Raw genomic sequence first — 25,870 nt, forward strand, 5'->3', positions numbered from 1 at the left:
ACGCGATGACGTCACGCACCTATGTTGCCGGGGTCGGCATGATCCCGTTCGTCAAGCCCGGCGCCAATGCGCCGTATCATGTGATGGGTGCGGAGGCGGCCAAGCTCGCGCTCACTGATGCCGGGCTCGATTACGGCCGGGTGCAGCAGGCCTATGTCGGCTACGTCTATGGCGACTCGACCTGCGGCCAGCGCGCGCTCTATCCGGTCGGTATGACCGGCATCCCGATCGTCAACGTCAACAACAACTGCTCGACCGGCTCGACCGCGCTGTTCCTGGCGCGGCAGGCGATTGAATCGGGCGCGGCCGATTGCGTGATGGCGCTCGGCTTCGAGCAGATGAAGCCCGGCGCGTTAGGGGCCGTGTTCACCGATCGCCCCAGCGCGTTCGACGATTTCGACGCCGCCGCCGACAAGCTGGTCGATGCGCCCGGCGTGCCGCTGGCGCTGCGCTATTTCGGCGGCGCCGGCCTCAGCCACATGAAGAAGTACGGCACGCCGCTGTCGGCGTTTGCAAAAGTGCGCGCCAAGGCGAGCCGTCATGCCAAGAACAATCCGCTGGCGCTGTTCCGCAAGGAAGTGACCGCCGACGACGTGATGAACGACCAGGTGATCTGGCCCGGCGTGATGACGCGGCTGATGGCGTGCCCGCCGACTTGCGGCGGCGCCGCAGCGATCCTGGTCTCGGAGAAGTTCGCCGACCAGCACGGCCTCAACAAGAGCGTCCGCATCGCGGCACAGGCGATGACGACCGACACGCCCTCGACCTTCGGTGCCTCGGACATGATGCAGGTGGTCGGCTACGACATGGCGCGCGACGCCGCGAACAAGGTCTATGAGGCCGCCGGCATCGGGCCTAACGATCTCGACGTCGTCGAGCTGCACGACTGCTTCGCCCATAACGAGCTGATCACCTATGAAGGGCTCGGCCTGTGCGGACAGGGCGAGGCCGCGAAATTCATCGACGATGGCGACAATACCTACGGAGGCAGGATCGTCACCAACCCGTCCGGCGGCCTGCTGTCGAAGGGCCATCCGCTCGGCGCCACCGGTCTCGCGCAGTGCTACGAGCTGACGCGGCAGCTGCGCGGCACGGCAGCGGCGACGCAAGTGGAAGGCGCGCGGCTCGGCTTGCAGCACAATCTCGGCCTTGGCGGCGCCTGCGTCGTGACGCTCTACGAACGCGTCTGAGGCATCCATGGTCGATCAATCCGCCGTCGGGCGTACGTTTACGCCCGTGACCGCGCGCGTCGAGCCGGGGCGCCTGCGCTTCTTCCTCGATACGCTCGGCGAGACCAATCCGGTCTATCGTGATGGGGCGGCGGCGCCGGTGCCGCCGACCTATCTGTTCTGCCTCGAGATGATGGACGCGGCCGAGCCGTTCGAGTTCCTGACCGCGCTCGACATCGATCTCGCTCGCGTGCTGCATGGCGAGCAGCGCTTCGACTATCACGCACCTGTTGTCGTCGGCGACACCCTGACGTTCCGGCCGCGCGTTACCAGCGTGACCGAGAAGAAGGGTGGGGCGATGACGCTGATCGTGGTCGAGACCGCGGTCACCAACCAGGCCGGCGTGCATGTCGCCGATACCTCGCGCACCATCGTGGTGCGCAATGCGAGGCCGTCATGAGCAGCAGCGCTCCCGTGGTCGGCGACCGCATCGTCCACAAGGAATTCCCGCCGATCACCCGGCATCGCCTCGCGCTGTATTGCGGCGCCTCCGGCGATCACAACCCGATCCATGTCGACGTCGACTTCGCCAAGCAGGCCGGCTTTCCGGACGTGTTCGCGCACGGCATGCTCGTGATGGGCTATCTCGGCCAGGCGTTGACGGACGCGGTCGCGCCGTCGCGCATCCGCTCGTTCTCGACCCGCTTTGCCGCGATCACCCAGCTCGGCGCCGCGTTGACCTGCGAGGGCACGGTGACCGAGCTGATCGAGCAGGGCGGTGAGAAGCGGGCAAAACTCGCGCTCACGACGAAGGATCAGAACGGCGAGGTCAAGCTCGCCGGGGAGGCCGTCATCGCGCTGTAGCGTGGTGAACTGTCGCCACGAAGAAACTGTGCTCCCTCGCCCCGCTCTTGCGGGGAGAGGGTTGGGGTGAGGGGCTGCCTCCGCATGCACGGAGACAGCAGGACTCGCGGAAGCTCCCGCTCACCCGGAACGCATCTGGCGATGCGTTCCGGCCTCTCCCCGCAAGCGGGGCGAGGCGGAGCCGAGCTCGCGGAAATGATGTTGTTCTAGGGAGAATTTCATGTCGAAACTGCAAGGCAAAGTCGCGCTCGTCTCAGGCTCCGGCCGCGGCATCGGGCGGGCGATTGCGCTGAAGCTCGCGAGCGAGGGCGCGAAGGTCGTGGTCAACGACCTCGATGCCGAGCCGGGCAATGCGGTCGTCGCGGAGGTCAAGGCCATGGGTGGCGAGGCGATCGCGGTCAATGGCAGCGTCGTCGACGCGAGCTTTGCCGATCGTTTCGTCGGTAGCGCCATCGAAACATTCGGCGGCCTCGACATCATCGTCAACAATGCCGGCTACACTTGGGACTCGACGATTCAGAAGATGTCGGACGAGCAGTTCCAGGCGATGCTCGACGTCCATCTCGTCGCCCCGTTCCGCATCCTGCGCGCGGCGTCTGAGCCGATCCGGGTGATGGCGAAGAAGGAGGCGGAGGCCGGCCGCGAGGTGTTCCGCAAGGTCGTCAACATCTCCTCGATCGCGGGTCTCTACGGCAATGCCGGGCAGGCGAGCTATTCCTCTGCAAAAGCGTCGCTGATCGGGCTGACGCGCACGATGTGCAAGGAGTGGGGCCGCTACAAGGTCAACGTCAATTGCGTGGCGTTCGGCCTGATCAACACCCGCCTGACCCAGCCGATCGAGACCCAGCAGAAGACCATCGACGTCGCCGGCCGCGACATCAAGGTCGGCGTCCAGCCGCAGATGCTGGAGGCGATGGGCCGGATGATCCCGCTCGGCCGCGGCGGCACGCCAGAAGAGGCGGCGGACGCGGTCTATCTGTTCTGCGCGCCGGAATCGAACTACATCAGTGGTCAGGTGATCGTCGCCGGCGGCGGTTTGATCGTCTAGTCTGGTTGCGTCACAACGCGTCGTGGTGCCTCCCCGTCATTGCGAGGAGCGATAGCGACGAAGCAATCCATTCTTCCGCGCAAGCGGTGAGATGGATTGCTTCGCTTCGCTCGCAATGACGGGGATAGGTCGTGGTTGTCGGCACAAGCCGTTTATGACGCATAGAACTAACAAAGAGGGAATGATGCACTACCGATCGTCCTGGATGACCGAGGAGCTGGACACCTTCCGTGACCAGTTCCGCAAATTCCTCGCCAAGGATCTTTTGCCGCACGCCGAGAAATGGCGCGAGCAGAAGCTGGTCGACCGCTCTGCCTGGCGCGCGCTCGGCGAGATGGGCGCGCTGCTGCCGAGCGTGCCGGAGGCCTATGGCGGCCTCGGTGCCAGCTTCGCCTATGATGCCGCCGTGCTCGATGACCTCGAGAGCACGGTGCCGGAGCTGACCACCGGCGTTTCCGTGCACAGCGCGATCGTCGCGCACTACATCGTCAACTACGGCTCGGAGGAGCAGAAAAAGCGCTGGCTGCCGAAGATGGCGTCGGGCGAGATGGTCGGCGCCATCGCGATGACCGAGCCCGGCACCGGCTCCGACCTGCAGGCCGTCAAGACCACGGCGAAGAAGCAGGGCAATTCCTACGTCATCAACGGCCAGAAGACATTTATTACCAACGGCCAGGCCGCCGATCTCGTCATCGTGGTGGCGCGCACCGGAGCGCCGGGCGCGAAGGGCATCTCGCTGATCGTCGTTGAAACCGCCGGCGCCGAGGGCTACCGGCGCGGCCGCAACCTCGACAAGATCGGCCTGCACGCGTCCGACACCTCGGAGCTGTTCTTCGACAATGTCACGGTGCCGCCGGAAAACCTGCTCGGCGGCGAGGAGGGCAACGGCTTCGTCCAGCTGATGCAGCAATTGCCGCAGGAGCGCCTGTCGCTCGCGATTGGGGCGGTCGCCTCGATGGAGCGGGCGGTCAAGATCACCGCCGAATACACCAAGGCGCGCACCGCCTTCGGCAAGCCGCTGATCGAATTCCAGAACACCGCGTTCACGCTCGCCGAGCGCAAGACCGAGGCGATGATCGCGCGCGTGTTCGTCGACTGGTGCGTCGAGCGCCTGGTCGCCGGCGACCTCGACACCGTGACGGCGTCGATGGCGAAATGGTGGTGCTCGCAGAAGCAGGTCGAGACCGCCGACGAATGCCTGCAGCTGCATGGCGGCTACGGCTACATGCAGGAATACCCGATCTCGCGCATGTTCATCGATTCCCGCATCCAGAAGATCTATGGCGGCACCAACGAGATCATGAAGGTGCTGATCGCGCGCTCGCTGTAGGCAAGCGCGCGACCTCAGCCGCATTACATCGCGCGCACGTTCTTCAGGAACTTGTCGACCTGGACTTCCAGCTCGGACGCGTTGCTGGCGAGCTCGCCGGAGGCCGCCAGAACGTTCTCGGCGGCCTTGCTGGCATCGTCGATCGCCTTGGTCGTTCCGTTGATGTTGGCGGTGACCTCCTTGGTGGCCGCGGCCTGTTCCTCGACGGCGCTGGCGATCACGGTCGAGATCTCGCTAATCTGGACGATGACCTGCGAGATCGCCTTCAGCGCGGTGGCGGTGTTGCCGGTCGCGGTCTGCATCTCGTTGATCTGCGCCGAAATGTCTTCCGTGGCCTTGGCGGTCTGGTTGGCCAGCGCCTTCACCTCGGATGCGACGACGGCAAAGCCCCGGCCGGCCTCGCCGGCACGCGCGGACTCGATCGTGGCGTTGAGCGCGAGCAGGTTGGTCTGGCCGGCGATCTGGCTGATCAGCGCGACGACGTCGCCGATCTTCTGCGCCATGGTCACAAGGCCCGAAACCAATCTGTCGGACTTCTCCGCTTCCTCGACCGCCATGCGGGCGATGCGGCTCGCCTCGGTCACCTGGCGGCTGATCTCGTTGACCGAGGACGACAACTCTTCGGACGCAGACGCAGCACTTGCCGTACGCTGATTGACGAATTCGGCGGTCGTCGTCAGCGATCGCGCGGTGCCCTGCATCTGCGTCGAGGCCGACGCCAGCATCCCGGCAAGGCCCTTTACATCCTTCTCGAAATCGTCGGCGAGCTTCACATTGCCTGTCACAACCGACCAGCTCAGCATCGCGCCGGTATAGTTGCCGCGCTTGTCGGTCAGGCCGGAGACCCGAAGGTCGAGCGTTTCCGGGCCGAGCCTGATCTTGGCCGCGTGCGGCAAGTTCTTCGGATCGCCGACGATGCGGCGCTGGTGCGCCGGGTTCTTGTGGAAGATGTCGAACGAGTTGCCGAGGATCTTCTCCGGCGCCACCGGGAGCAAATGCTTCACGGTGTCGAGCGTCTTGAGGCTGGTTTGGTTGATATAGGTGATGTTGAAATCGGTATCGCACATCATGATGTTGATCGGCATGTTGTCGAGCATTTGCAACAGCCGCTCGGTCTGAGTTTCAAGCCGCGCCTTCTCGGTCGCGAGCTCCCACGTCAGCATCGGCCCGCTGTAGCGACCACGCGAGTTGGTCATCGCCGTCACGGTGAGATCGAGCGTCTCGCCGCCGATGGTGATGCGCGCCTTGTGCGGCAGGTTCTTCGGATCGGACAAGAGTCGGCGCTGATGCTGCGGGTTCTTGTGAAAGATGTCGATCGATTGTCCGATCAGCGCGTCGACCTTCACCGGCAGCACGTGCTCGATCTTCTTCAGATTGTGCCGCGTCGACTCGTTGATGTAGGTGATCCTGAAATTGTTCAGCTCGCAGAGCATGACACTGATCGGCATGTCGTCGAACAGCCGGTAAGAACTGTCCGCGCCGACCACGCTTGCGACGCTCTTCATCCCCAACATGCATTGCCTCCAGCATTGATATCAATCGGTCAACTGAAAACGATGCACCTGATCGGCAGCAGAACGCCTTCCGCCGCGGGACGGCGGGCAGGTGCGATACACGATTTACAATTTGTGACTGCACGAAACCGTAGGCGATTCGAGTTCCATCAAGAAGTGCATGCAGTGTGCCGCGCGCGATCGCGCAAGACCGAACGCGCGATGCGTGCAATGAGTGCAGCCGAAATCGACGCGCTGGACTGCGATTTTCCGCGAAATCCGCGCGATCCTGCATCGAACAGTGCGAAGCGACCGATCGCTGCACCGTAGTCTTACGGAAGCACACGCGCGCGCTTCGAATGATTGCTATCGTGCATATGACGCGATGGTGCATGCAGTTTGTGCCACGCTGTTGTCACGCGCGCCGCAGCGCGCTGGCTTTCTCGCGTCCCGTGCGGCGGCCGAGCGCCGTCGGTCTTTGCGATGCCCGTGGATCGTCTCTCATGTGTGCGCGCTGCTGCGACGGTTGGTGCCGCGTGATGACCACGAGGCTGCCGCGTCGCCGATGGATTACTGTTGAAAGAAACACGCACAGGTTGATTCGGGCGCCGCGATACCCGATCGAACTTGCGACCGGCGACGGAACATGTCGTGCGCAAGCTGACGGCGCGGGCGTCCTGAAGTCGGCGGAAGTTACCTACCCGCTCTCCGGCCGGGCCGCGCGGATCCCGCCGTCGATCGTCCGCTCTGCGGAAATCGACGACGAAAGCGCGATGCCCATTGCCTATCGCATGGCTTGCGCCCGCTTCGCTCGCCAGAGGGGGCTTCGGCCTTGCGCCATAATCCCGTCTATCATACCCCCGTCGGACCACGTTCCGCGCGAGCCGCAAGCGCGCGCCAATGCCGCAGGGAGCCCTCATGACCAAAAGCAACGCCCGCACCGGAGGCCAGATCCTGATCGACCAGCTGGTCGCGCAGGGGGTGGAGCGCGTCACCTGCGTGCCGGGCGAGAGCTATCTGGCGGCGCTCGACGCCCTGCATGACAGCCCGATCGACGTCGTGATCTGCCGCGCCGAGGGCGGCGCGGCGATGATGGCGGAGGCCTACGGCAAGCTCACCGGGCGTCCCGGCATCTGCTTCGTCACCCGCGGCCCGGGCTCGACCAACGCCGCGCATGGCGTGCACATCGCGATGCAGGATTCCACCCCGATGATCCTGTTCGTCGGCCAGGTCGACACCGGCATGCGCGAGCGCGAGGCGTTCCAGGAGCTCGACTACAAGGCGGTGTTCGGCACCATGGCGAAATGGGCGGTCGAGATCGATCGTCCGGACCGCATTCCGGAACTGGTCGCGCGCGCCTTCCGCGTGGCGCTGCAGGGCCGCCCCGGTCCGGTGGTGATCTCGCTGCCGGAGAACATGCTGACGGAAACCGCAGCGGTCGCCGACGCGCCGAAGGTTGAGCCTGCGCAGAGCTGGCCGGCGCCGTCGGATCTCGAACGCCTCGGCAGCATGCTCGCCGGCGCCAAGGCGCCGATCGTGGTGCTCGGCGGCTCGGCCTGGACGCCTGAGGCGGCCAAGGGCATCGCACGCTTTGCCGAGCGCTTCGACCTGCCGGTCGCGACCTCGTTCCGCCGCGCCTCGCTGTTCGACGCCGACCATTCGCATTATGCCGGCGATCTCGGCATCGGCCCGAGCCCGAAGCTCAGGGATCGTTTTACCGGCGCCGACGTCATTCTCCTGATCGGCGGCCGCATGTCGGAGATGCCGTCATCGTCTTACACGCTGCTCGACATTCCCACACCGAGCCAGAAGCTCATTCATGTGCATCCGGGCTCCGAAGAGCTCGGCCGCGTCTACCAGCCGGCGCTGGCGATCCAGGCGACGCCTGCGGCCTTCGCCGCCGCGGTCGAGAGCATGAAGCCCGCAGCCGCGCCCGCCTGGAAGGGCGAGGCGGCCAAGGCGCACGCGGATTATCTGGCCTGGACCGACAAGCCGCGCGAGCTGCCGGGCCACTTCCAGTACGGCGAGGTCGTGACCTGGCTGCGCGATCGGCTGCCGAAGGATGCGATCGTCTGCAACGGCGCCGGCAATTACGCCGGCTGGATCCATCGCCACCATCGCTTCCACACGTTCGCCGCGCAGCTCGCGCCGACCTCGGGCTCGATGGGCTACGGCGTGCCGGCGGCGGTGATGGCCAAGCGGCAGCATCCGGATCGCGTCGTCGTCGCATTCGCCGGAGACGGCTGCTTCCTGATGAACGGGCAGGAGTTTGCCACCGCCGTGCAGTATGACGCGCCGCTGATCGTCGTCGTCATCGACAACGCGCAATACGGCACCATCCGCATGCATCAGGAGCGCGACTATCCCGGCCGCGTCGTCGGCACCCAGCTCAAGAACCCGGATTTCGCGCTCTATGCCAAGGCGTTCGGCGGCCATGGCGAGCGGGTCGAGCGCACCGAAGACTTCGCGCCGGCGTTCGAGCGTGCGCTGGCCTCCGGCAAGCCAGCAATCCTGCACTGCCTGGTCGATCAGCGCGCGCTGTCGGTCGGCAAGGATTTTGTGCCGCAGGCATGATCCGGAAAAGTGTGAAGCGGTTTTCAGGAGAGATCATGCCCAAGCAAGAGGCCGCGCGCTGATGGCAGAGTCCGCCGGCCGTCACGTCGCGATCATCGGCGCCGGCGCGGTCGGCGTGATCAGCGCCATCGAGGCGCTGCGCGCGGGCCATCGTGTCACGCTGATCGATCCGGGCGAGCCCGGCGGCACCCAGGCGGCGAGCTATGGCAATGCCGGCTGGCTGTCGTCGCATTCGGTGATCCCGCCGGCCGAGCCGGGCACCTGGAAGAAGGTGCCGTTCTATCTGATGGACCCGCTCGGGCCGCTTTCGATCCGCTGGTCGTATCTGCCAAAAGCCTTGCCGTGGCTGATCAAGTATCTGCTGTCGAGCCGGACCGAGGCGCAGGTCGAGGCCACCGCGCGGGCGATGCGCGATCTCTTGAAGGACGCGCCGCTGCTGCACCGGCAGCTCGCCGAGGAAGCCGGCGTGCCCGAACTGATTGAGCGGCGCGGGGTGATGCATGTGTTTCCCTCGCGTGCGCCGTTCGACCGCGACCTCGGCTGGCGCATCCGCAAGCGCGTCGGCATCGAATGGCTGGAGCTCGATGAAGACGAGATGCGCCAGCGCGAGCCCGATCTGCATCCGCGCTACAAGTTCGGCGTCGTGGTGGAGGAGGCCGGCCGCTGCCGCGATCCCGGCGCCTACGTCGCAGCGCTCGCCGCGCACGCGATCGCGAACGGCGCCGTACGCGTTGCTGCCAAGGCCACAGGCCTCAAGCTCGCGGGCGACCGGCTCGTCGCCGTGGTCACCGAGAGCGGCGAGATCGCCAGCGATGCGGCGGTCGTCGCGGCCGGTGCGCGCTCGAAGCAACTGACCGCATCGATCGGCGACCCGCTGCCGCTCGAGACCGAGCGCGGCTATCACGTCATGATCGAGAATCCGGAATCCGGACCGCGCAGTTCGATGATGGCCTCGGACGCCAAGATGGTGGTCAACTGGACCGACAAGGGCCTGCGCGCCGCCGGCACGGTGGAGATCGCGGGGCTCGACGCCGAGCCCAACTGGAAGCGCGCCGAGATCCTGCGCGAGCATCTCTTCAGCATGTTCCCGAAGCTGCCGAAGGACATTCCACCCTCGCGGATCAAGACCTGGTTCGGCCATCGCCCGAGCATGCCGGACGGGCGCCCCTGCATCGGCCATAGCCGCGCCTCGCGCGACGTGGTCTATGCGTTCGGCCATGGCCATGTCGGCCTGGTCGGCTCGGCCCGCACCGGCCGGCTGGTCGCGCAATTGCTCAGCGGCAAGGTGCCGGAGATTCCGCTGCAGCCGTTCGCGCCGTCACGCTTCCTGTAGGGGACGCAAGCCTCAGCTCTCGCCGGCCCAGGCAGCGATCGCAGCCGGTGCGATCACGCGTCTCGGCGTGTGCGGGTTGATCGTTCCGGCGCTGACGTCTTGAGTCTGCACAAGCAGGGTGCGGGCAAACGCCTTGGCATCCTGCTCGGTCGTGAAGGTGCGGGTCTGGCGCGCGAAGCGGTGGTGTCCGGCGTCAGGGGTTCTGATGGCGAACGAGACGTACCAGGTGGCCTTGTCCATCTTCATCGCGCGTCTCAGGCGACGGTGGTTAGCCCGCGCGATCGGGACGTGGTGCTGGATGTTCGATATGCAAAAAGTGCCAAGGGAAGAATCCTGAAACACAACAGATGACGGCTAATTGGCTCTTCGGCGGACAGGAATGCTACAGGATCGGCGCGGATACCGATACGGGTGGCATATTACCTCTCAACCGATGGGTGAACTGTCAATGCACCGCAGCGGTGTTGGTTCCTGCGATGCAATGGCAGCGTTGGGACGGCGCGCTCGGGTGACCCAAGGGGCCGTGCCGGATCAGGAAATTGTAGGATGGGTAGAGCGCAGCGAAACCCATCAATTTCCTTCCGCGGCGCCAGTGATGGGTTTCGCTTTGCTCTACCCATCCTACGAGCTGCGAAGCCATGGTTTGGATCGTTCGGCTTTTCAGAATTTGACTTGACGCCGGACCCAACTCAGATGTTCAATACGCCCGTCTCACCCGACACGAGGGGCGCTTCGCGGTCGTCACGAACGTGGGTTGAGATGCGGTGGACGCTGAGTGCGCAACTGACGAGTGCGCGTGACGCGGACGGTGAAGTCGTGTGGTCCTGACGCCCTAGCGGCCGGTGTCCTCTCGCAAAACGCGTAAACGTTTTGCGAGGGCGGTGACAAGCAAGCCCAGTCTCGCCGGGGAGAGCACGAAATAAGCCGTAACCCATCGCGCAGGGAAAGCCGGGTTGTTTCCGGTTACACCTGTGGTCCTACCTCCCGCGTTTTTTACTACGCGGGACCCATGGGTGCGATCGGCACCTGGCTTTCCCTGCGCCCTCTGCGAGAGGAGAGGGCGGAATGAAGCGCAAGCCTCGGACAAATCTTGTCGCGAGAATGCGGAAGCATGACTCACAGGCCGTGCAACAAATTCAGTGTCGTCCCGGCCTTGAGCCGGGACCCATAACCACGAATGCGAATTGGATTGCAGAGCTGTAGCCGCAGCTCATCTCAACAACACAACTCTGTGGTTATGGGTCCCTGCTTTCGCAGGGACGACAGCGAGGATGAGGCGATAGCGGTGCCTCTCTCACGATCCGATCCGCACCACCATCTTGCCCAGCGCCGCGCGGGTCTGCATCGTCGTGAACGCCGCGCGGAAATCTTCAAGCTCGAACACCTTGCCGACGACAGGCGTCAGTCGGCCGTTGTTCAGCCATGCCGACAATTGCGTCATCACGCGCGCCTGTGCCTCGGGCTCGCGGCGCGCGATCTGCGCGGCGTCGACGCCGATCAGGAGGCCGCCCTTCAGAAGCGGCAGATTGAACGGCAGAGCGGGGATCTGGCCTGCCGCAAAGCCGACCACGACATGGCGGCCGTTCCAGGCGATCGAGCGGAATGCCTGCAGCGAGACCTCGCCGCCGACCGGATCGAAGATCACGTCGGGACCATGGCCGCCGGTTGCCTCCTTCAGCGCATCGCGCCAATCGGGCTTCGTGTAGTCGACGACAGCATCGGCGCCGAAGCTTGCGGCGAAGCTGCGCTTCGCGTCCGTCGAGGCGGCGGCGATGACGCGCGCGCCGAGCAGCTTGCCGACCTGGATCGCGGCGATGCCGGTGCCGCCGGCGGCACCCAGCACCAGCAGCTGCTGGCCGGCCTTGAGCGAGCCGCGCTCGGCGAGCGCATACAGCGCGGTAAGGTAGTTGGTGCGGAAGGCCGCGGCGGCCTCCATCGACAGGCCGTCGGGCATGACCTCGACAGCGGCAGGCGGCACCACGATGTACTCGGCCAGCGCGCCCGAGCGCGCCGCGCCCATCACCCGCATGCCCGGCGTGATGCCGGCGACGTCGCCCGCGACCTCGTCGACCACGCCGGCGAATTCCGCACCGGGCGTAAAGGGCAGGGCATCCTTGGTCTGGTAGCGGCCCTCGACCTTCAGCCCATCGACGAAGCCGATGCTGGCGGCGTGGACCCGGACGCGGATCTGTCCGGGGCCGGGTTCGGGCGTGGCGATCTCCTTCAGCCCAATCTGATCGATAGGCGCATATTGCTCAACGACGACCGCCTTCATCCTGTCCTGCTCATTGGTTCGTTTCCTCTGGAGCCTTATCCATTCCGATTGAATCGGAACGGAGCTCCAGATTCTTGTGTTGACGCGTTCTCTTCACGCGAACCGGTACCCACTTCGCTCGAAAACGCTCTTGGCAAACCTATCGCATCTCCGTTGTTCTACGGGGAGGCCTTTTGCGCATGCAGCGGCGGCGTCCCATGCGGAAAGCCAGCATCTTCAACGACATCGCGAAAAGGCGGACGTTTACCCGTTGTTATCCCTACCAAATTCGGTAACGCGTCCTTAATGGCGTTAACGTTAGGGTTTTCCACGCGGCCCGCACTGGGCTGCGCGCCGTCCAGGACGGGCAGGTTGCGTACGCGTTGGAGTCTCCTATGGATATCATGACTGGCGCCGGGCTATTGGCTGGCATCATCGTCATCGCGGTGATGATGTTCATGGGCGGCGACCTGCACATGTTCATCTCCGAACATGCCATGATCATCATCTTCGGCGGCTCGATCGCGGCGACGATGATCCGCTTTCCACTCGGCGTGATGCTGCACGGGCTGCCGCTCGGCGCCAAGTTTGCCTTCACCATGAGCCGGCTGTCGGCCCGCGACCTCGTCGACGAGCTCGCCCGCATCGCCGAGATCGCCCGCAAGCAGGGCCCGGTCGGCCTGGAGAAGGTCGAGACCGACGAGCCGTTCCTTGCCAAGGGCATCCGCTACGTCGCCGACGGCTACGACCTCGAATTCATCCGCGACAACATGGAGCGCGACCGCGACAATTTCCTGATGCACCTCGACGAGGGCAGCAAGATCTATCGCGCGATCGGCGACTGCGCGCCGGCCTTCGGCATGATCGGCACGCTGATCGGCATGGTGCAGATGTTCGCCAACATGACCGACCCTTCCAAGCTCGGCCCGTTCATGGCGACCGCGCTGCTCGCCACGCTGTACGGCGCGCTGGTGGCCAACCTGTTCTGTCTTCCGATCGCCGACAAGCTGCACGGCAAGCTGCTCGACGAGGAGACCAACCGCACGCTGATCATCGACGGCATCCTGATGATCCGCGATTCCAAGAGCCCGGCGCTGGTGCGCGAGATGCTGCTGGCCTATCTGCCGGAGAAGCATCGCAACGAGGAGGGTGAGCCGGTTCCGGCCTGACGGCCCCGACTGGCGCTCCCGGGACAGCAGCGATGGCCAAGAAAAAGCGCGGCGACGCCCATACCGGAGGTCACGGCTGGTTCGTGACCTTCGCCGACCTGATGGGCCTGATGATGAGCTTCTTCGTGATGCTCGTCGCGTTCTCCACCATGGACAACAACAAGCTGAAGATCGTCGCCGGCTCGATGCGCGACGCCTTCGGCGTGCAGACCAATGTGCGCTATTCCGGCATCGTCGAGTCCGATGGCCTGCCGACCCGGCCGAAGCTCAAGAATGTCGAGCACATCTCGCCGGAAGAGTCCTCCGCCAATCCGACGCCGGACGAAAAGGAACGCAGCCAGATCAACGGCGCGCGGCTGAAGATCGACCGCGAATTTGCGCTCGCCTCCGCCTCGCTGCGGCAGGCGCTGCAGGACATGCCGGAGCTGACCGAGATTTCCAAGAACATCATGTTCGAGGAGACCAAGGAGGGGCTCAACCTCGAGATCGTCGACCAGGACGGCCGCTCGATGTTCGCCGACGGCTCCAGGGAGCCGTATGAGCGCACCCGCCGGCTGATCCAGAAGCTCGCCGCGCCGCTGAAGGCGACGCCGCTGCGGATCGCGATCGTGGGGCATACAGCCGCAGGCTTCGTGCCGGCGCGCAGCGATTACGACGCCTTCGACCTGTCCGCGGACCGCGCCAATGCGGTGCGGCAGATCCTGGAGCGGGAAGGGCTGCCGCCGTCCCACATCTTCGCGGTTTCCGGCAAGGCGGACGGCCAGCCGCTGTTTCCCGACGATCCGACGCTGCCGGCGAACCGTCGCGTGACCATCACGTTGATGCGGGAAAATCCGCCATTGCCGCCGGATCTGAAGCCGTAGCTCCGGGTTACCATGCTACCGTCGCTCGCCGTGCTGCTTGGTTGACAGGCGAGGCGGAAGCGTCGATAGCCGCGCGGATCAAAATCAACCGATCGAGCGTTCCAACCTCGCTATGGCTGTCAGCGTCTCATCCACCGAAGCTCAGGAGACCCAAGGCACGGGGCAAGGCAGAGGCCAAGGCACCTCCGGCTTCTGGGCCCTGACACTGGGCAGCATCGGGGTGGTGTTCGGCGATATCGGAACTTCGCCGCTCTACGCATTCCGCGAGGCGGTCGGCGGCGCCGCGCACGGCCAGCCGGTGACCCGCATCATGGTGCTCGGCGTGCTCAGCCTGATCCTGTGGGCGCTGTTCACCGTCGTCACCGCCAAATACGTCCTGCTGCTGCTGCGTGCCGATAATAACGGCGAGGGCGGCACGCTGTCGCTGATGGCGCTCGGCCAGCGCGCGATCGGACGGCGCAGCTGGCCGCTGCTCGCGCTCGGCGTGGTCGGCGCCTCGATGTTCATCGGCGATTCCATGATCACGCCGGCGATCTCGGTGCTGTCGGCGGTCGAAGGCCTCAAGCTCGCCACGCCGCATCTCGAGCACTATGTGGTGCCGCTGACGATCCTGATCCTCGTGCTGCTGTTCTCGGTGCAGCGCACCGGCACCGCGCGCGTCGCCTCTGCCTTCGGGCCGGTGATGGTGGTGTGGTTCGCCTCGCTCGCGGTGATGGGGGTGGTCCACATCATGGACGATCCGTCGGTGCTGGCGGCGATCAATCCCTATTATGCGATCCAGTTCCTGCTGACCCACGGCACCGTCGGCCTGGTGACACTCGGCGCGGTGTTCCTCGCGGTGACCGGCGGCGAGGCGCTCTATGCCGATCTCGGGCATTTCGGCCGCAAGCCGATCCAGTCCGGCTGGCTGTTCTTCGTGCTGCCCTCGCTGCTGCTGAATTATTTCGGGCAGGGCGCGCTGGTGCTGTCCGATCCGGCCGCGATCGAAAACTCGTTCTATCGCATGGTGCCGGAGGTGCTGCTGCTGCCACTGATCGGGCTCGCCACCGCTGCCACCGTGATCGCGAGCCAGGCCGTCATTACCGGCGCCTATTCGCTGATCAGCCAGGCGGTGCAGCTCGGGCTCTTGCCGCGCTTCGAGGTCCGTTACACCTCGGAGACCCATGCCGGCCAGATCTACCTGCCGCGGGTCAACCGGCTGCTGCTGATCGGCGTGCTGCTGCTAGTGCTGCTGTTCCGAACCTCGAGCGGGCTCGCCTCGGCCTACGGCATTGCCGTCTCCACCACCATGGTCGCTGATGGCATCATGGGCTTCATCGTGATCTGGAAGCTGTGGAACTGGCGCGTGGCGTCGGCCGCCGCCTTGATCCTGCCGTTCGTGATCGTCGACATGACCTTCTTCAGCGCCAATCTCTTGAAGCTGTTCGAGGGCGCGTGGGTGCCGCTGCTGTTCGGCGTCGTGATGGCGACGATGATCTGGACCTGGCGTCGCGGCGCTGCGATCCTGATTGCCAAGACCCGCCGCATCGAGGTGCCGCTGCGCGACCTGATCCACAGCCTGGAGAAGCGGCCGCCGCATTTCGTCAAGGGCACCGCGGTGTTCCTGACCAGCGACCCGAGCTTCGTGCCGACCGCGCTCTTACACAATCTCAAGCACAACAAGGTGCTGCACGAGCACAATGTGATCCTGACCATCGAGACCGCACCGACACCGCGCGTCGACCTGTCGGAGCGCGTCACCATGGAGAAGGTCAGCGACAAGTTCACCGCGGTGCGGCTGCGCTTCGGCTACATGGAATCGCCGAACGTGCCGAAGGCGCTCGCGGTCGCGCGCAAGCTCGGCTGGCAGTTCGACATCATGTCGACCTCCTTCTTCGTGTCGCGCCGGTCGCTGAAGCCGTCCGCCCAGTCCGGGATGCCGCAATGGCAGGACCACCTGTTCATCGCTATGAGCCGGTCCGCCAACGACGCCACCGACTATTTCCAGATCCCGACCGGCCGGGTGGTTGAAGTGGGTACCCAGGTAACTATTTGATGCGGCAACGGATTCTACAGTTGAAAAGCCGTGATCTATGCGTGATATGCATGGCGGAGGCCTGAATCCGGGCTAACCTATGCATTCCTGCCGGGAGTATAGGCCTGCGACCCGGCATTGTGCGGTGCGGCAGAAGACAGAGGCGCAGCTTCCCATGTCATCCGAGAGTGCGATCACCGCGGCGGAAACGCCCGCGGCAAACGGCCATGGCGAGGCGCATTCAACCGCCACCTTCAAGGCGCTGATGCTCGGCAGCATCGGTGTCGTCTATGGGGACATCGGCACCAGCCCGCTGTATGCGCTGCGCGAAGCCGTCGTCGCGGCTGCCGGCGGCGAGGGCGCCGTGACGGCGCATGCGGTGCTCGGCGTGCTCAGCCTGATCCTGTGGGCGTTGATCGTGGTCGTGACGCTCAAATATGTCGTGATCCTGCTGCGTGCCGACAACAATGGCGAGGGCGGGACGCTGGCGCTGATGGCGCTGGCGCAGCGCGCAGTCACCAAGGGCGGAGCCGCGATCGTGCTGCTCGGCATCATCAGCGGCGCGCTGTTCTATGGCGACGCCGTCATCACGCCGGCGCTGTCGGTGTTGTCGGCCATCGAGGGCATCAAGCTCGTCACCTCGACATTCGATCCCTATGTCGTCCCGCTCACGGTGGTGATCCTGGTCGTCCTGTTCGCGGTGCAGTCGCGCGGCACCGCGCGCGTCGCCGCGTTCTTCGGCCCGGTGATGTGCGTGTGGTTCGCCGTGATCGCGATCGCGGCGCTGCCGCAGATCGTGCGGCACCCCGAGGTGCTGTACGCGTTCAACCCGATCCTTGCGGTGTCGTTCATGCTGCATCACGGCGTGATCGGCTTCATCACGCTCGGTGCGGTCTTCCTCGCGGTGACCGGCGCGGAGGCGCTCTATGCCGACCTCGGTCACTTCGGCAAACGCCCGATCCAGACCGCGTGGCTGTTCATCGTGCTGCCGTCGCTGGCGCTGAACTATCTCGGGCAGGGCGCGCTTCTGATCGGCGATCCCAAGGGCATCGAGAACCCCTTCTTCCTGATGTTCCCTGACTGGGCGCTGATCCCGATGGTCGCGCTTGCGACCATGGCGACCGTGATCGCGAGCCAGGCCGTCATCACCGGCGCCTACTCGCTGACCCGGCAGGCGATCCAGCTCGGCCTGATGCCGCGGTTCGAAATCCGCCACACGTCGGAGGCGCATTCCGGCCAGATCTACATGCCGCGCATCAACCGGTTGCTGTTCATCGCGGTCATTGTGCTGGTGTTGATGTTCCGCTCGTCGAGCGCGCTGGCCTCGGCCTACGGCATCTCCGTGACCGGCACCATGGTGGTGACGGCGATGATGGGCTTCGTGGTGATCTGGAAGGTCTGGCGCTGGTCGCCGATCGCCGCCGCGGCGTTGGTCGCGCCGTTCCTGTTCCTGGACGTCACGTTCCTGGCCGCCAACCTGCTCAAGGTGTTCGAGGGCGGCTGGGTGCCGCTTGCGCTCGGCGGGGTCATGATCGTGGTGATGTACACCTGGCGGCGCGGCAGCCGGCTGTTGTTCGAGAAGTCACGCAAGCTGGAATTCCCGCTTGCCGATCTCGTCGCGATGCTGGAGAAGCGGCCGCCGCAGCGCGTCTCCGGGACGGCTGTGTTCCTGACCAGCGATCCCGTCAGCGCGCCGACCGCGCTGATGCACAGCCTCAAGCACTACAAGGTGCTGCACGAGAAGAACGTCATCCTCACCATCGAGACGGCGCCGACGCCGCGCATCGATCCGTCCGAACGGGTGCGGATGGAGCAGCTGACCGAGACCTTCTCCAAGGTGACGCTGAAGTTCGGTTTCATGGAGCAGCCGAACGTGCCGAAGACGCTGGCGATCGCCCGCAAGCTCGGCTGGCAGTTCGACATCATGTCGACCTCGTTCTTCCTGTCCCGCCGTGCGCTGAAGCCGGCGGCGCATTCGGGCATGCCGAGCTGGCAGGACCATCTGTTCATCGCACTGAGCCGCTCCTCGAACGATGCCACTGACTATTTCCAGATTCCGACCGGCCGGGTGGTCGAGGTCGGCACGCAAGTCACGATCTAGGGGCCGCGACCCAGCGTTTCCGCGCGGCATCTAACCCGTTTCGGGTGCTTGATTTTCTCCGCGCAAGAGGCGACTTTGCGGCCCGGACCGGCGAGCCGCGCGACGCTCGCCCAAGCAGATGTCGGGAGGATATTTCCGTGGCGGACCACAAGGTGGAAGATTTGTTTCCGGACGAGGTGTCGAAGGGCATAGCGGAAGGCCGCTATCTCCTGGTCGACGTGCGCGAGCCCAATGAGGTCGCCGTCGAGGCCTATCCCGATGGCGTCGTGGTGCCGCTGTCGACGTTCGATCCCGCGGCGATTCCCGATCCGCAGGGCAAGCAGGTGGTGTTCGCCTGCCGCTCCGGCAAGCGCTCGGTGACGGCTTCGCTGGCGGCTCAGGCCGCGGGCCTGCCCTACGACAAGCATTTGGCGGGCGGCATCATCGGCTGGAAGGCGGCAGGACTGCCCACCAAGACCGGCGGCTGATCGCTGACATGACCTCCATGAACAAGGTCTTCGCGGACCTTCCCGTCACCATCTTCGAGGCGATGTCGCAGGCTGCGCGCGACAACAACGCCATCAATCTCGGCCAAGGCTTTCCCGACGATCCCGGACCGGAGGACATCCGCCGCGCCGCCGCGGACGCGTCCATCAACGGCTACAACCAGTATCCGTCGATGATGGGCATTCCGGAACTCCGTCAGGCGATCGCATCGCATTACGGCCACTGGCACGGGCTCAAGCTCGATCCGATGACCGAGGTGATGGTCACGTCCGGCGGTACCGAGGCGCTGACCTCTTCGATCCTCTCCGTGGTCGAGCCGGGCGACGAGGTGGTTTGCTTCCAGCCGGTCTATGATTCCTATCTGCCGATCATCCGCCAGGCCGGCGGCATTCCGCGGTTGCTGCGGCTCGAACCGCCGGCGTGGCGGCTGAACGAGGAGATGCTGCGCAGCGTCTTCAACCACAAGACCAAGGCGGTGCTGTTCAACAATCCGCTCAACCCGGCGGCGGTGGTCTATCCGCGCGAGGACCTCGAACTGCTGGCGCGGTACTGCCAGGAGTTCGACGTGGTCGCGATCTGCGACGAGGTCTGGGAGCACGTCGTGTTCGACGGCCGCGAGCACATCCCGTTGATCACGATCCCGGGCATGCGCGACCGCACCATCAAGGTCGGCAGCGCCGGCAAGATCTTCTCGCTGACCGGATGGAAGATCGGCTTCGTCTGCGCCGCGCCGCCGCTGCTGCGCGTCGCTGCCAAGGTGCACCAGTTCCTCACCTTCACGACGGCGCCCAATCTGCAGGCGGCCGTCGCGTACGGCCTCAGCAAGCCGGACGATTATTTCCTCGACATGCGCAAGGACATGGCGCGTAGCCGCGACCGCCTCACCAAGGGGCTCGAGAGCATCGGCTTTCCGGTGCTTAAGTCGCAGGGGACTTACTTCCTCACCGTCGATCTGTCGCCGCTTGGTCTGAATGAGACCGACGCGGAGTTCTGCTGGCGAATTGTGCAGGATTACAAGGTCGCGGCTATTCCAGTGTCGGCGTTTTACGAGCAGGATGCGGTGACGTCGGTCGTGCGTTTCTGTTTCGCCAAGAAGGACGCGACGCTCGACACCGCGCTGGAGCGGTTGTCCGACGCCGTTCACCGCCGCAAGAGGTAGACCAGCATGCAGAATCAGAGCCGTCGTCTCGTCAACCTTGTCGGAACGGTCGCCACGGTTCTGTTGTTCGCTGCCTCCGCCAGCGCGGAGGAGCGCACGGTCAACTTCTACAACTGGTCGAACTACATGGCGCCGGGCGTCCTCGAGGACTTCACCAAGGAAACCGGCATCAAGGTGGTCTACGACACGTTCGACGCCAACGAGACGCTGGAGACGCGGCTGCTTGCCGGCAAGTCGGGCTACGACGTCGTGGTGCCGACCGGCTATTTCCTGCAACGCCAGATCACCGCGAAGGTGTTCCTCAAGCTCGACAAGTCGAAGCTGCCGAACCTCGCCAATGCGTGGCCGGTGGTGACCGGTCAGCTCGCGACCTACGATCCCGGCAACAATTACGGCGCCAACTACATGTGGGGCACCACCGGCATCGGCTACAACGTCAAGATGGCGGAGAAGATTCTGGGGCCCGACGCCAGGATCGACAGCTGGGACATGGTGTTCAAGCCGGAGAACCTCGCCAAGTTCAAGGATTGCGGCATCCACATGCTGGATTCCGCCGACGACATCCTGCCGGCGGCGCTGAGCTATCTCGGGCTGGATCCGAACTCGACCAAGCAGCCTGACCTCGAGAGGGCCGCCGATCTCGTCATCAAGATCCGGCCCTATGTGCGCAAATTCCATTCATCCGAATATCTCAGCGCGCTGGCCTCGGGTGAGATCTGCTTCGTGGTCGGATGGTCGGGCGACATCATGCAGGCGCGCAGCCGGGCGGCGGAAGCCAAGTCCGGCGTCGAGATCGGCTACACGATCCCGAAGGAGGGCGCGCAGATGTTCTTCGACAATTTCGCGATTCCGGCGGACGCGAAGAACGTCGCTGAAGCCTATGAGCTGATCAACTACCTCTACCGTCCCGACATTGCAGCAAAGAACTCGAACTTCCTGTCCTACGCCAACGGCAATCTGGCGAGCCAGAAGCTGATCGATCCGAAGATCTTCAACGACAAGAACATCTATCCCGACGAGGCGATGCAGAAGAAGTTGTTTGTGATCACGGCGCGCGATCCGGCGACGCAGCGGATCATCAATCGGCTGTGGACGCGGGTGAAGACCGGGAAGTGACATTCTCGTCGCGGTAGCGTGCCGTCATTGCGAGGAGCGTCAGCGACGAAGCAATCCACGGTTCCGCAAGTGGCGAGATGGATTGCTTCGCTTCGCTGGCAATGACGAATGACAGTCTCCGCCTACCGCCAGCGCCGGTGTAGCCAGAGCCACTGATCCGGATATTCGCGGACCCAGCCCTCGACGATGTCGGTGATCGCCTGCATCGTGCCCTGGATATCGATCTGGCCGGACGCGTCGAACACCGGCTTCACTTCCTCGGTGACCTCGCCGCGGAAGCGGCCGTCGGGCAGGCGGATGATCCGGGTACCGTGGATCGGGCAATCGATCTGCCGGCGCAGGCGCGCCAGCAGCGGATTCGCGGTGGTCTTGCGGCCGAAGAAGGTGACGGGAACGCCGTTGGTCAAATACTGGTCGACCAGCATCGCGACGTGCTGACCGTTCTTCAGCGCCTGCGCCAGCTTGAGCGGCGCGTCGCGGCCGGCCGGGACTAGCGTGCCCAGATTGACTGCGCGGATGCGTTCGATGGCGCGGTCGGCGGCCTCGATGTTCGGGCGCCGGAACAGGATCGTAGCATCGAGCCCATGTGCCGCCGCGGCAATCGGAGAGAGCTCCCAGTTGCCGAGATGTGCGGCAAAGAACAAGGCCGGCTTGCCGTCGTCACGCAACTGGTCGAACAGCTGCTTGCTGCGCGCCGAGAATTCGACGCGGCCCGGCCTGTCGGGATTCCGGGGATCGTGGTCCCAGATGCGGTCGATGTGCGCGAATTCAGCGCCGATGCGTCCGAGGTTGTGCCAGACGCCGGTCAGGATCTCTTCGATCTCCTGCGGTGACTTTTCCGGGAAGGCGGCCGTGAGATTCTCGCGGCCGATGCGATCCTCACGCAGCCGGCGGCCGATGAAATGCGCGGCGCGGCCGAAGAACCGTGCGGTCTTCTCCGGATCGAAATAGCGCGTGGTGCGTAGCAGGCCGATCGTCAGCCCGCCGATCGCCGCATCGGTCACAGGCTTGGCGGCATCACGCAGATGCGCGCGGGCGCGAAGGAGCAGGCGTTTCATCTGATGAGGCGAGGGCGCTAGGCCGGCTCGCGGGTCAGGATCAGCGAAGCGTTCTGCCCGCCGAACCCGAACGAGTTCGACATCACGGCGGTCACCTTGGCGTCGCGCGCCTTGTTGCCGACCACGTCGAACGGGATAGCGGGATCGGGCACCTCGTAATTGATGGTCGGCGGAATCCGCTGATGCTCGAGCGTGAGCAGCGAGAAGATCGCCTCGACCGCACCGGCGGCCGAGATGGTGTGGCCGACCATCGATTTGTTCGATGACACCGGAATGTTTTTGGTGTGTTCGCCGAACACCGCCGCGGTCGCAAGATATTCCATCTTGTCGTTTTCCGGCGTCGAAGTGCCGTGCGCGTTGATGTGATCGATTTGCTCGGGCTCCATGCCCGCGTCAGCAAGCGTCTTGCGCACGCAGCCGATCGCCGGCTTGCCGTCCGGGGCAGAGCGGGTGCGATGGAAGGAGTCGGTGAGCTCACCGCAGCCGGCGACGACGCCCAGGATGCGCGCGCCACGCGCCATCGCGGCGTCGTAGCTCTCCAGCACCAGTGCGCCGGCGCCTTCGGCCATCACGAAGCCGTCGCGGTTCTTCGAGAACGGCTTCGAGGCGCCCTGGGGCGGATCGTTCTGTGTGGAGAGCGCCGACAGCAGCGAGAAGCGCACCAGGGCTTCCGGATTGACCGAGCCGTCGGTCGCGACGCACAGCGTTGCATCGGTTTCGCCGCGGCGGATCGCCTCGACGCCGAGCTGGATCGCGGTCGCACCGGACGCGCAAGCCGTCGAGAGCGAAATCGGCGACCCCTTGGTGCCGAAGGTCTCGGCAAGGTTGAGCGCGACCGAACCGAAGGTGAAGCGCCGGTGGAAGTGGGCGAACTTGCCGCCGCTGCAGGTCGCCAGATAGTCGATGATGCCAAAGTCCCTGGTCGGAACCTCGCGCGCGACTTCGAGCCGCTGCGGCCACTCGGTCTCGATCGGCGCGACCGCCAGAAACAGCGGGCCGGGGAAGTCGCCCTTGCTGCCGATGCCGGACTGCTCCAGCGCTTCTTCGGTCGCGATCTCCGCCAGGCGCTGCGACAGGCTGGTCGAGGAGAACGGGTCGACGGTGACGAAATCGACGGCGCCGGCCATCGTCGTCTTCAGGCTGTCGAGCGGGAAGCGCGTCACCGTCTTGATGCCGGACTCGCCCGCGCTGAGGCGCTTCCAATTGTCGGTCTTGCCGCCGCCGAGCGACGTCACGATTCCCATGCCGGTCACGACGACGATCGGTCGGCCGAATTTATCGCGTGGTGCAGTCATGGTGTCCCCGTCGGTGCTTGCGCCGAATTACTTGACGGCCTCGACCAGTGCCATACCTTCGCCCTGCCAGTGGCCGACCCCCAACACGACAATCTGGGTTGGCGCTTCGGTCTTTTCAACCTCCAGCCCGGTCGGGTCGTTGGCCGGATAGAGCGCGCCGCGGGAAATCGACAACGCGGCCAGCGCGAGCCCGAGCGGGAACTGCGCCTCCATGGTGTGCCCAAAGGTCGTTCCGGTGGCGCGCACGGCAAGGCCGGGATGCTGACCGAGGAATTCGCGCTCCTCGGCGGTCGCAGGTTCGGCGCCGGTCGCGCCCGTGATCAGCATCGCGTTGTCGTTGCTGACCCCGAGCTGCGGCCACATCGCCTGCAGCGACTTCGTCACTGCGCCGGGCTGCTTGCGCTTGGCAAGATCGGCGACCACCTTGGTCAGCTTGGCGTACGGCTTGGCGCCGCGCGCCTCGGCGTGCTCGCGCGATTCCATCACCAGAAATACGCCGGCAGAGCCGATGGCGAAGCCCGGGTTGTTTCGGCGGGCCCAGACCGAGGCGTATTGATCCTTGAGGGCGAAGTCGCCGAACGAATAGAGCATCAAGAGGTCACCGCGATCGCCATTATGGGCCGCGCCGACCAGCGCGATGTCGCTCTGTCCGGCCCCAATGCGTGCGACGGCGATCCGCGCAGCGTCGATGCTCGAGGCTTCCTCGCCCATGAAGGTGCGCGACGTCCCGCACACGCCGTGAACGATCGCGATGTTGCCGGCAAGCAGGTTGGAGAGCTGCGCCAGGAACAGCGTCGGGCGCAGCTCGTTCATCAGCTTTTCGTTGAGGGCGGCAGGCGGCAGCTTGCCCTGCGCATCGGCGTTCATGATCGCCAGGTCGACGTTGAGGTCACGCTCGCCGCCACCGGCTGCGATGATCATGTCCATCCGCGACAGGATTTCCTGATTGCCTTTGACGCCGGCGGAATCAAGCGCCAGCCCGGCGGCGTAGGTGCCGATCCGCTGCCACGTCTCCATCTGGCGCTGATCGCCCTTCTTCGGGATCTGCGCGTCGAAGCTGACGGGGGCGATCGGATGGATCACGTACGGCGCGAGACGCTTCTCGTCGGCATTGACGCGCTTGGCGCCGAGCGCCTCCCAATGCGCATCCAGCCCCTCGCCGAGCGAGGAGAGTAGGCCGACGCCGGTGATCCAGACTTCCTTCTCAGCCATGACTCATTGCCTGCAGCGGAAACCCGATCTTGTTGGCGAGCGCATCCATGTGCACACGCAAGTCCGGGCTGGGGAAGGGGATATGACGGAAGGTCAGCTCGGCGTTGCACTTGAGCTCCTTGCCGACGCGGACCTTCGCCGAGGTCACGGTGAAGCCTGAACCTTCGTGTTCGATCCTGGCTTCGATCGTCAGTACCGAGCCGGGGCTGACGAAGCCACGCATCTTGGCTTCCTTGACCATGGCGAGGAAAGGCATGCGCTCGAACTTGGTCAGACCGAGGATCAGCCAGCCCGAGCTCTGGGCCATTGCTTCGGTGAGCAACACGCCGGGCATGATCGGGTAGCCCGGGAAGTGCCCCGTGAACACAGAGTGGCTGTCCGGCGGGACATCCGCCTCGACGACAATCGTCTTCGCGTCGAGGTTGAGGTCGACAATCCGATCGATCAGCTGAAAAGTTTCAAGCTGCATGATGGGCGATTACGAGGCTGAGCCCGTGCCCGCGTTTTTGGCGGCAACCAGCTCGTCGATGCGGTCGGCGAGATTCTGCAACACGAAGTACTGCTCCGTCGTGGCCTTGCCGTCGTTGACCTCCTGGGTCCACTTCTCAAGCGGCATCTTGATCCCGAAGGCCTTGTCGATGGCAAAGGCGATGTCGAGGAAGTCGAGGCTGTCGATTCCCAGATCGTCGATCGCGTGGCTCTCCGGCTTGATCGTATCGCGCGGGATGTCGCAGGTCTCCGCGATAATGTTGGCGATCTGCTCGAATGTGGATGACATCATTAAGCCTTTGATATATTGAAGGTAATTCCGGGTCGGCTCGGAGGAGGCGGGCGCGGTGCCCCGGATTGCCTGATTGCTGCTGCCGGAGTCGTGTGCCCGTATATCGGAGCAGGGCCGTTAGTTCAATGGAGCTTGGCCGGCCTGGCGAGGACGGTTTTTGGGTACGGTTCCGGCCTGCCTAAGTGCGTGGCATCACCGTAATCTTCGCGCAATCCCGGCGTCCCATCAGCACGCAATCCTGGGTCTTGCGCAAATCGGCGATGCTCATGGCGAGCCAGATACCAATCGCGGTGAGCGCCACGGTGAAGGCGAAGGCGGCGATGTTGGCCAGCATGCGCTGGCGGAAATCGTCCGGCTCCTCGCGCGGCTTCTCATAGCGGGAGAGGTCGTTGGCGACGGAAACAGGAGCGACGGAAGTCGAGCGGGTCGATCGGACCGCCTCCTCGCGCTTGCCGGGCGGCTGCACCGAGGTACGCGGCCGGAATTTCAGCACCACGTGCTCGTCATCCGAGGAAATTGGCCGCTGCGTCTTCACTGTTGTCAGTCCGGTC

23 protein-coding genes are annotated in these 25,870 nt (G+C 64.8%); 14 read left to right on the plus strand and 9 right to left on the minus strand.

Annotation, left to right across the window (positions count from 1 at the left end):
• The first annotated feature begins 5 nt into the window (after positions 1-5).
• From JQ573_RS00905 to JQ573_RS00925, 5 genes are all read left to right on the plus strand, one after another.
• A complete protein-coding gene (locus tag JQ573_RS00905) occupies positions 6-1,190 on the plus strand; it encodes a lipid-transfer protein (protein ID WP_212315147.1) in 1,185 nt (394 codons plus the stop codon).
• A gap of 7 nt (positions 1,191-1,197) precedes the next feature.
• Entirely contained in the window at positions 1,198-1,629 is a 432-nt protein-coding gene (locus JQ573_RS00910; RefSeq protein WP_212315146.1) for a MaoC family dehydratase N-terminal domain-containing protein, read from the plus strand.
• Positions 1,626-2,033: a MaoC family dehydratase gene (locus tag JQ573_RS00915; RefSeq protein ID WP_212315145.1), complete on the plus strand. Its 408-nt coding sequence runs from the start codon at positions 1,626-1,628 to the stop codon at positions 2,031-2,033. Before JQ573_RS00910 ends, JQ573_RS00915 begins: the two co-directional genes overlap by 4 nt.
• Positions 2,034-2,253: 220 nt before the next feature.
• On the plus strand, positions 2,254-3,081 hold the full coding sequence (locus JQ573_RS00920; RefSeq protein WP_212315144.1) for an SDR family NAD(P)-dependent oxidoreductase: 828 nt from the start codon (positions 2,254-2,256) through the stop codon (positions 3,079-3,081).
• Between the two features lie 184 nt (positions 3,082-3,265).
• The gene (locus tag JQ573_RS00925; protein ID WP_176531988.1) at positions 3,266-4,411 is read left to right on the plus strand and encodes an acyl-CoA dehydrogenase family protein; all 1,146 of its coding nucleotides are present in this window, start codon (positions 3,266-3,268) and stop codon (positions 4,409-4,411) included.
• Between the two features lie 23 nt (positions 4,412-4,434).
• On the opposite strand, the gene JQ573_RS00930 is transcribed toward JQ573_RS00925, so the two are convergent.
• Positions 4,435-5,925: a methyl-accepting chemotaxis protein gene (locus JQ573_RS00930; RefSeq protein WP_212315143.1), complete on the minus strand. Its 1,491-nt coding sequence runs from the start codon at positions 5,923-5,925 to the stop codon at positions 4,435-4,437.
• A gap of 897 nt (positions 5,926-6,822) precedes the next feature.
• On the opposite strand from JQ573_RS00930, the gene JQ573_RS00935 reads away from it, so the two are divergent.
• Positions 6,823-8,478: a thiamine pyrophosphate-binding protein gene (locus tag JQ573_RS00935; RefSeq protein ID WP_212315142.1), complete on the plus strand. Its 1,656-nt coding sequence runs from the start codon at positions 6,823-6,825 to the stop codon at positions 8,476-8,478.
• A gap of 61 nt (positions 8,479-8,539) precedes the next feature.
• Entirely contained in the window at positions 8,540-9,811 is a 1,272-nt protein-coding gene (locus JQ573_RS00940) for an FAD-binding oxidoreductase (RefSeq protein ID WP_212315141.1), read from the plus strand.
• Positions 9,812-9,823: 12 nt separating this feature from the next.
• Here the strand turns inward: JQ573_RS00940 and JQ573_RS00945 are convergent, their stop codons facing one another.
• Positions 9,824-10,057, minus strand: a complete 234-nt coding sequence (locus tag JQ573_RS00945) for a hypothetical protein (RefSeq protein ID WP_212315139.1) — start codon at positions 10,055-10,057, stop codon at positions 9,824-9,826.
• Between the two features lie 1,048 nt (positions 10,058-11,105).
• Positions 11,106-12,086, minus strand: coding sequence for an NADPH:quinone oxidoreductase family protein (locus JQ573_RS00950; RefSeq protein WP_212315137.1), 981 nt, complete (start codon positions 12,084-12,086; stop codon positions 11,106-11,108).
• 374 nt (positions 12,087-12,460) lie between these two features.
• On the opposite strand from JQ573_RS00950, the gene JQ573_RS00955 reads away from it, so the two are divergent.
• The 7 genes from JQ573_RS00955 to JQ573_RS00985 all read left to right on the plus strand — a co-directional run bounded on the left by JQ573_RS00955 (position 12,461) and on the right by JQ573_RS00985 (position 20,973).
• A complete protein-coding gene (locus tag JQ573_RS00955) occupies positions 12,461-13,234 on the plus strand; it encodes a motility protein A (RefSeq protein WP_029078588.1) in 774 nt (257 codons plus the stop codon).
• A 32-nt stretch (positions 13,235-13,266) separates the two neighbouring features.
• The gene (locus JQ573_RS00960; RefSeq protein WP_097672457.1) at positions 13,267-14,097 is read left to right on the plus strand and encodes a flagellar motor protein MotB; all 831 of its coding nucleotides are present in this window, start codon (positions 13,267-13,269) and stop codon (positions 14,095-14,097) included.
• A gap of 112 nt (positions 14,098-14,209) precedes the next feature.
• Positions 14,210-16,132, plus strand: a complete 1,923-nt coding sequence (locus JQ573_RS00965) for a potassium transporter Kup (RefSeq protein WP_212315135.1) — start codon at positions 14,210-14,212, stop codon at positions 16,130-16,132.
• Positions 16,133-16,286: 154 nt separating this feature from the next.
• The gene (locus JQ573_RS00970) at positions 16,287-18,212 is read left to right on the plus strand and encodes a potassium transporter Kup (RefSeq protein ID WP_212315133.1); all 1,926 of its coding nucleotides are present in this window, start codon (positions 16,287-16,289) and stop codon (positions 18,210-18,212) included.
• Between the two features lie 137 nt (positions 18,213-18,349).
• Positions 18,350-18,679, plus strand: coding sequence for a rhodanese-like domain-containing protein (locus tag JQ573_RS00975; RefSeq protein WP_016848419.1), 330 nt, complete (start codon positions 18,350-18,352; stop codon positions 18,677-18,679).
• An 8-nt stretch (positions 18,680-18,687) separates the two neighbouring features.
• Positions 18,688-19,857, plus strand: a complete 1,170-nt coding sequence (locus JQ573_RS00980) for an aminotransferase (protein WP_212315131.1) — start codon at positions 18,688-18,690, stop codon at positions 19,855-19,857.
• Positions 19,858-19,863: 6 nt separating this feature from the next.
• Entirely contained in the window at positions 19,864-20,973 is a 1,110-nt protein-coding gene (locus tag JQ573_RS00985) for a polyamine ABC transporter substrate-binding protein (RefSeq protein WP_212315129.1), read from the plus strand.
• A 122-nt stretch (positions 20,974-21,095) separates the two neighbouring features.
• Here the strand turns inward: JQ573_RS00985 and JQ573_RS00990 are convergent, their stop codons facing one another.
• The 6 genes from JQ573_RS00990 to JQ573_RS01015 all read right to left on the minus strand — a co-directional run bounded on the left by JQ573_RS00990 (position 21,096) and on the right by JQ573_RS01015 (position 25,854).
• Positions 21,096-22,031, minus strand: a complete 936-nt coding sequence (locus JQ573_RS00990) for a lipid A biosynthesis lauroyl acyltransferase (RefSeq protein ID WP_212315127.1) — start codon at positions 22,029-22,031, stop codon at positions 21,096-21,098.
• A gap of 17 nt (positions 22,032-22,048) precedes the next feature.
• Positions 22,049-23,326, minus strand: coding sequence for a beta-ketoacyl-ACP synthase (locus JQ573_RS00995; RefSeq protein WP_212315125.1), 1,278 nt, complete (start codon positions 23,324-23,326; stop codon positions 22,049-22,051).
• 27 nt (positions 23,327-23,353) lie between these two features.
• Positions 23,354-24,538, minus strand: coding sequence for a beta-ketoacyl-ACP synthase (locus tag JQ573_RS01000; protein ID WP_212315123.1), 1,185 nt, complete (start codon positions 24,536-24,538; stop codon positions 23,354-23,356).
• A complete protein-coding gene (locus JQ573_RS01005; RefSeq protein ID WP_092112914.1) occupies positions 24,531-25,007 on the minus strand; it encodes a 3-hydroxyacyl-ACP dehydratase FabZ family protein in 477 nt (158 codons plus the stop codon). The genes JQ573_RS01000 and JQ573_RS01005 overlap by 8 nt, the downstream gene beginning before the upstream one ends.
• 9 nt (positions 25,008-25,016) lie before the next feature.
• Positions 25,017-25,316 carry an acyl carrier protein gene (locus JQ573_RS01010; protein WP_021081038.1) on the minus strand — a complete coding sequence of 100 codons (300 nt, stop codon included), beginning with the start codon at positions 25,314-25,316 and terminating at the stop codon, positions 25,017-25,019.
• A 181-nt stretch (positions 25,317-25,497) separates the two neighbouring features.
• Positions 25,498-25,854 (minus strand): hypothetical protein, encoded by a 357-nt coding sequence (locus JQ573_RS01015; protein ID WP_212315484.1) that lies wholly within the window; start codon positions 25,852-25,854, stop codon positions 25,498-25,500.
• Positions 25,855-25,870: the final 16 nt, after the last annotated feature.

Origin of the sequence: Bradyrhizobium sp. AUGA SZCCT0105 (genome assembly GCF_018129565.1) — a bacterium.
Classification (GTDB): domain Bacteria; phylum Pseudomonadota; class Alphaproteobacteria; order Rhizobiales; family Xanthobacteraceae; genus Bradyrhizobium.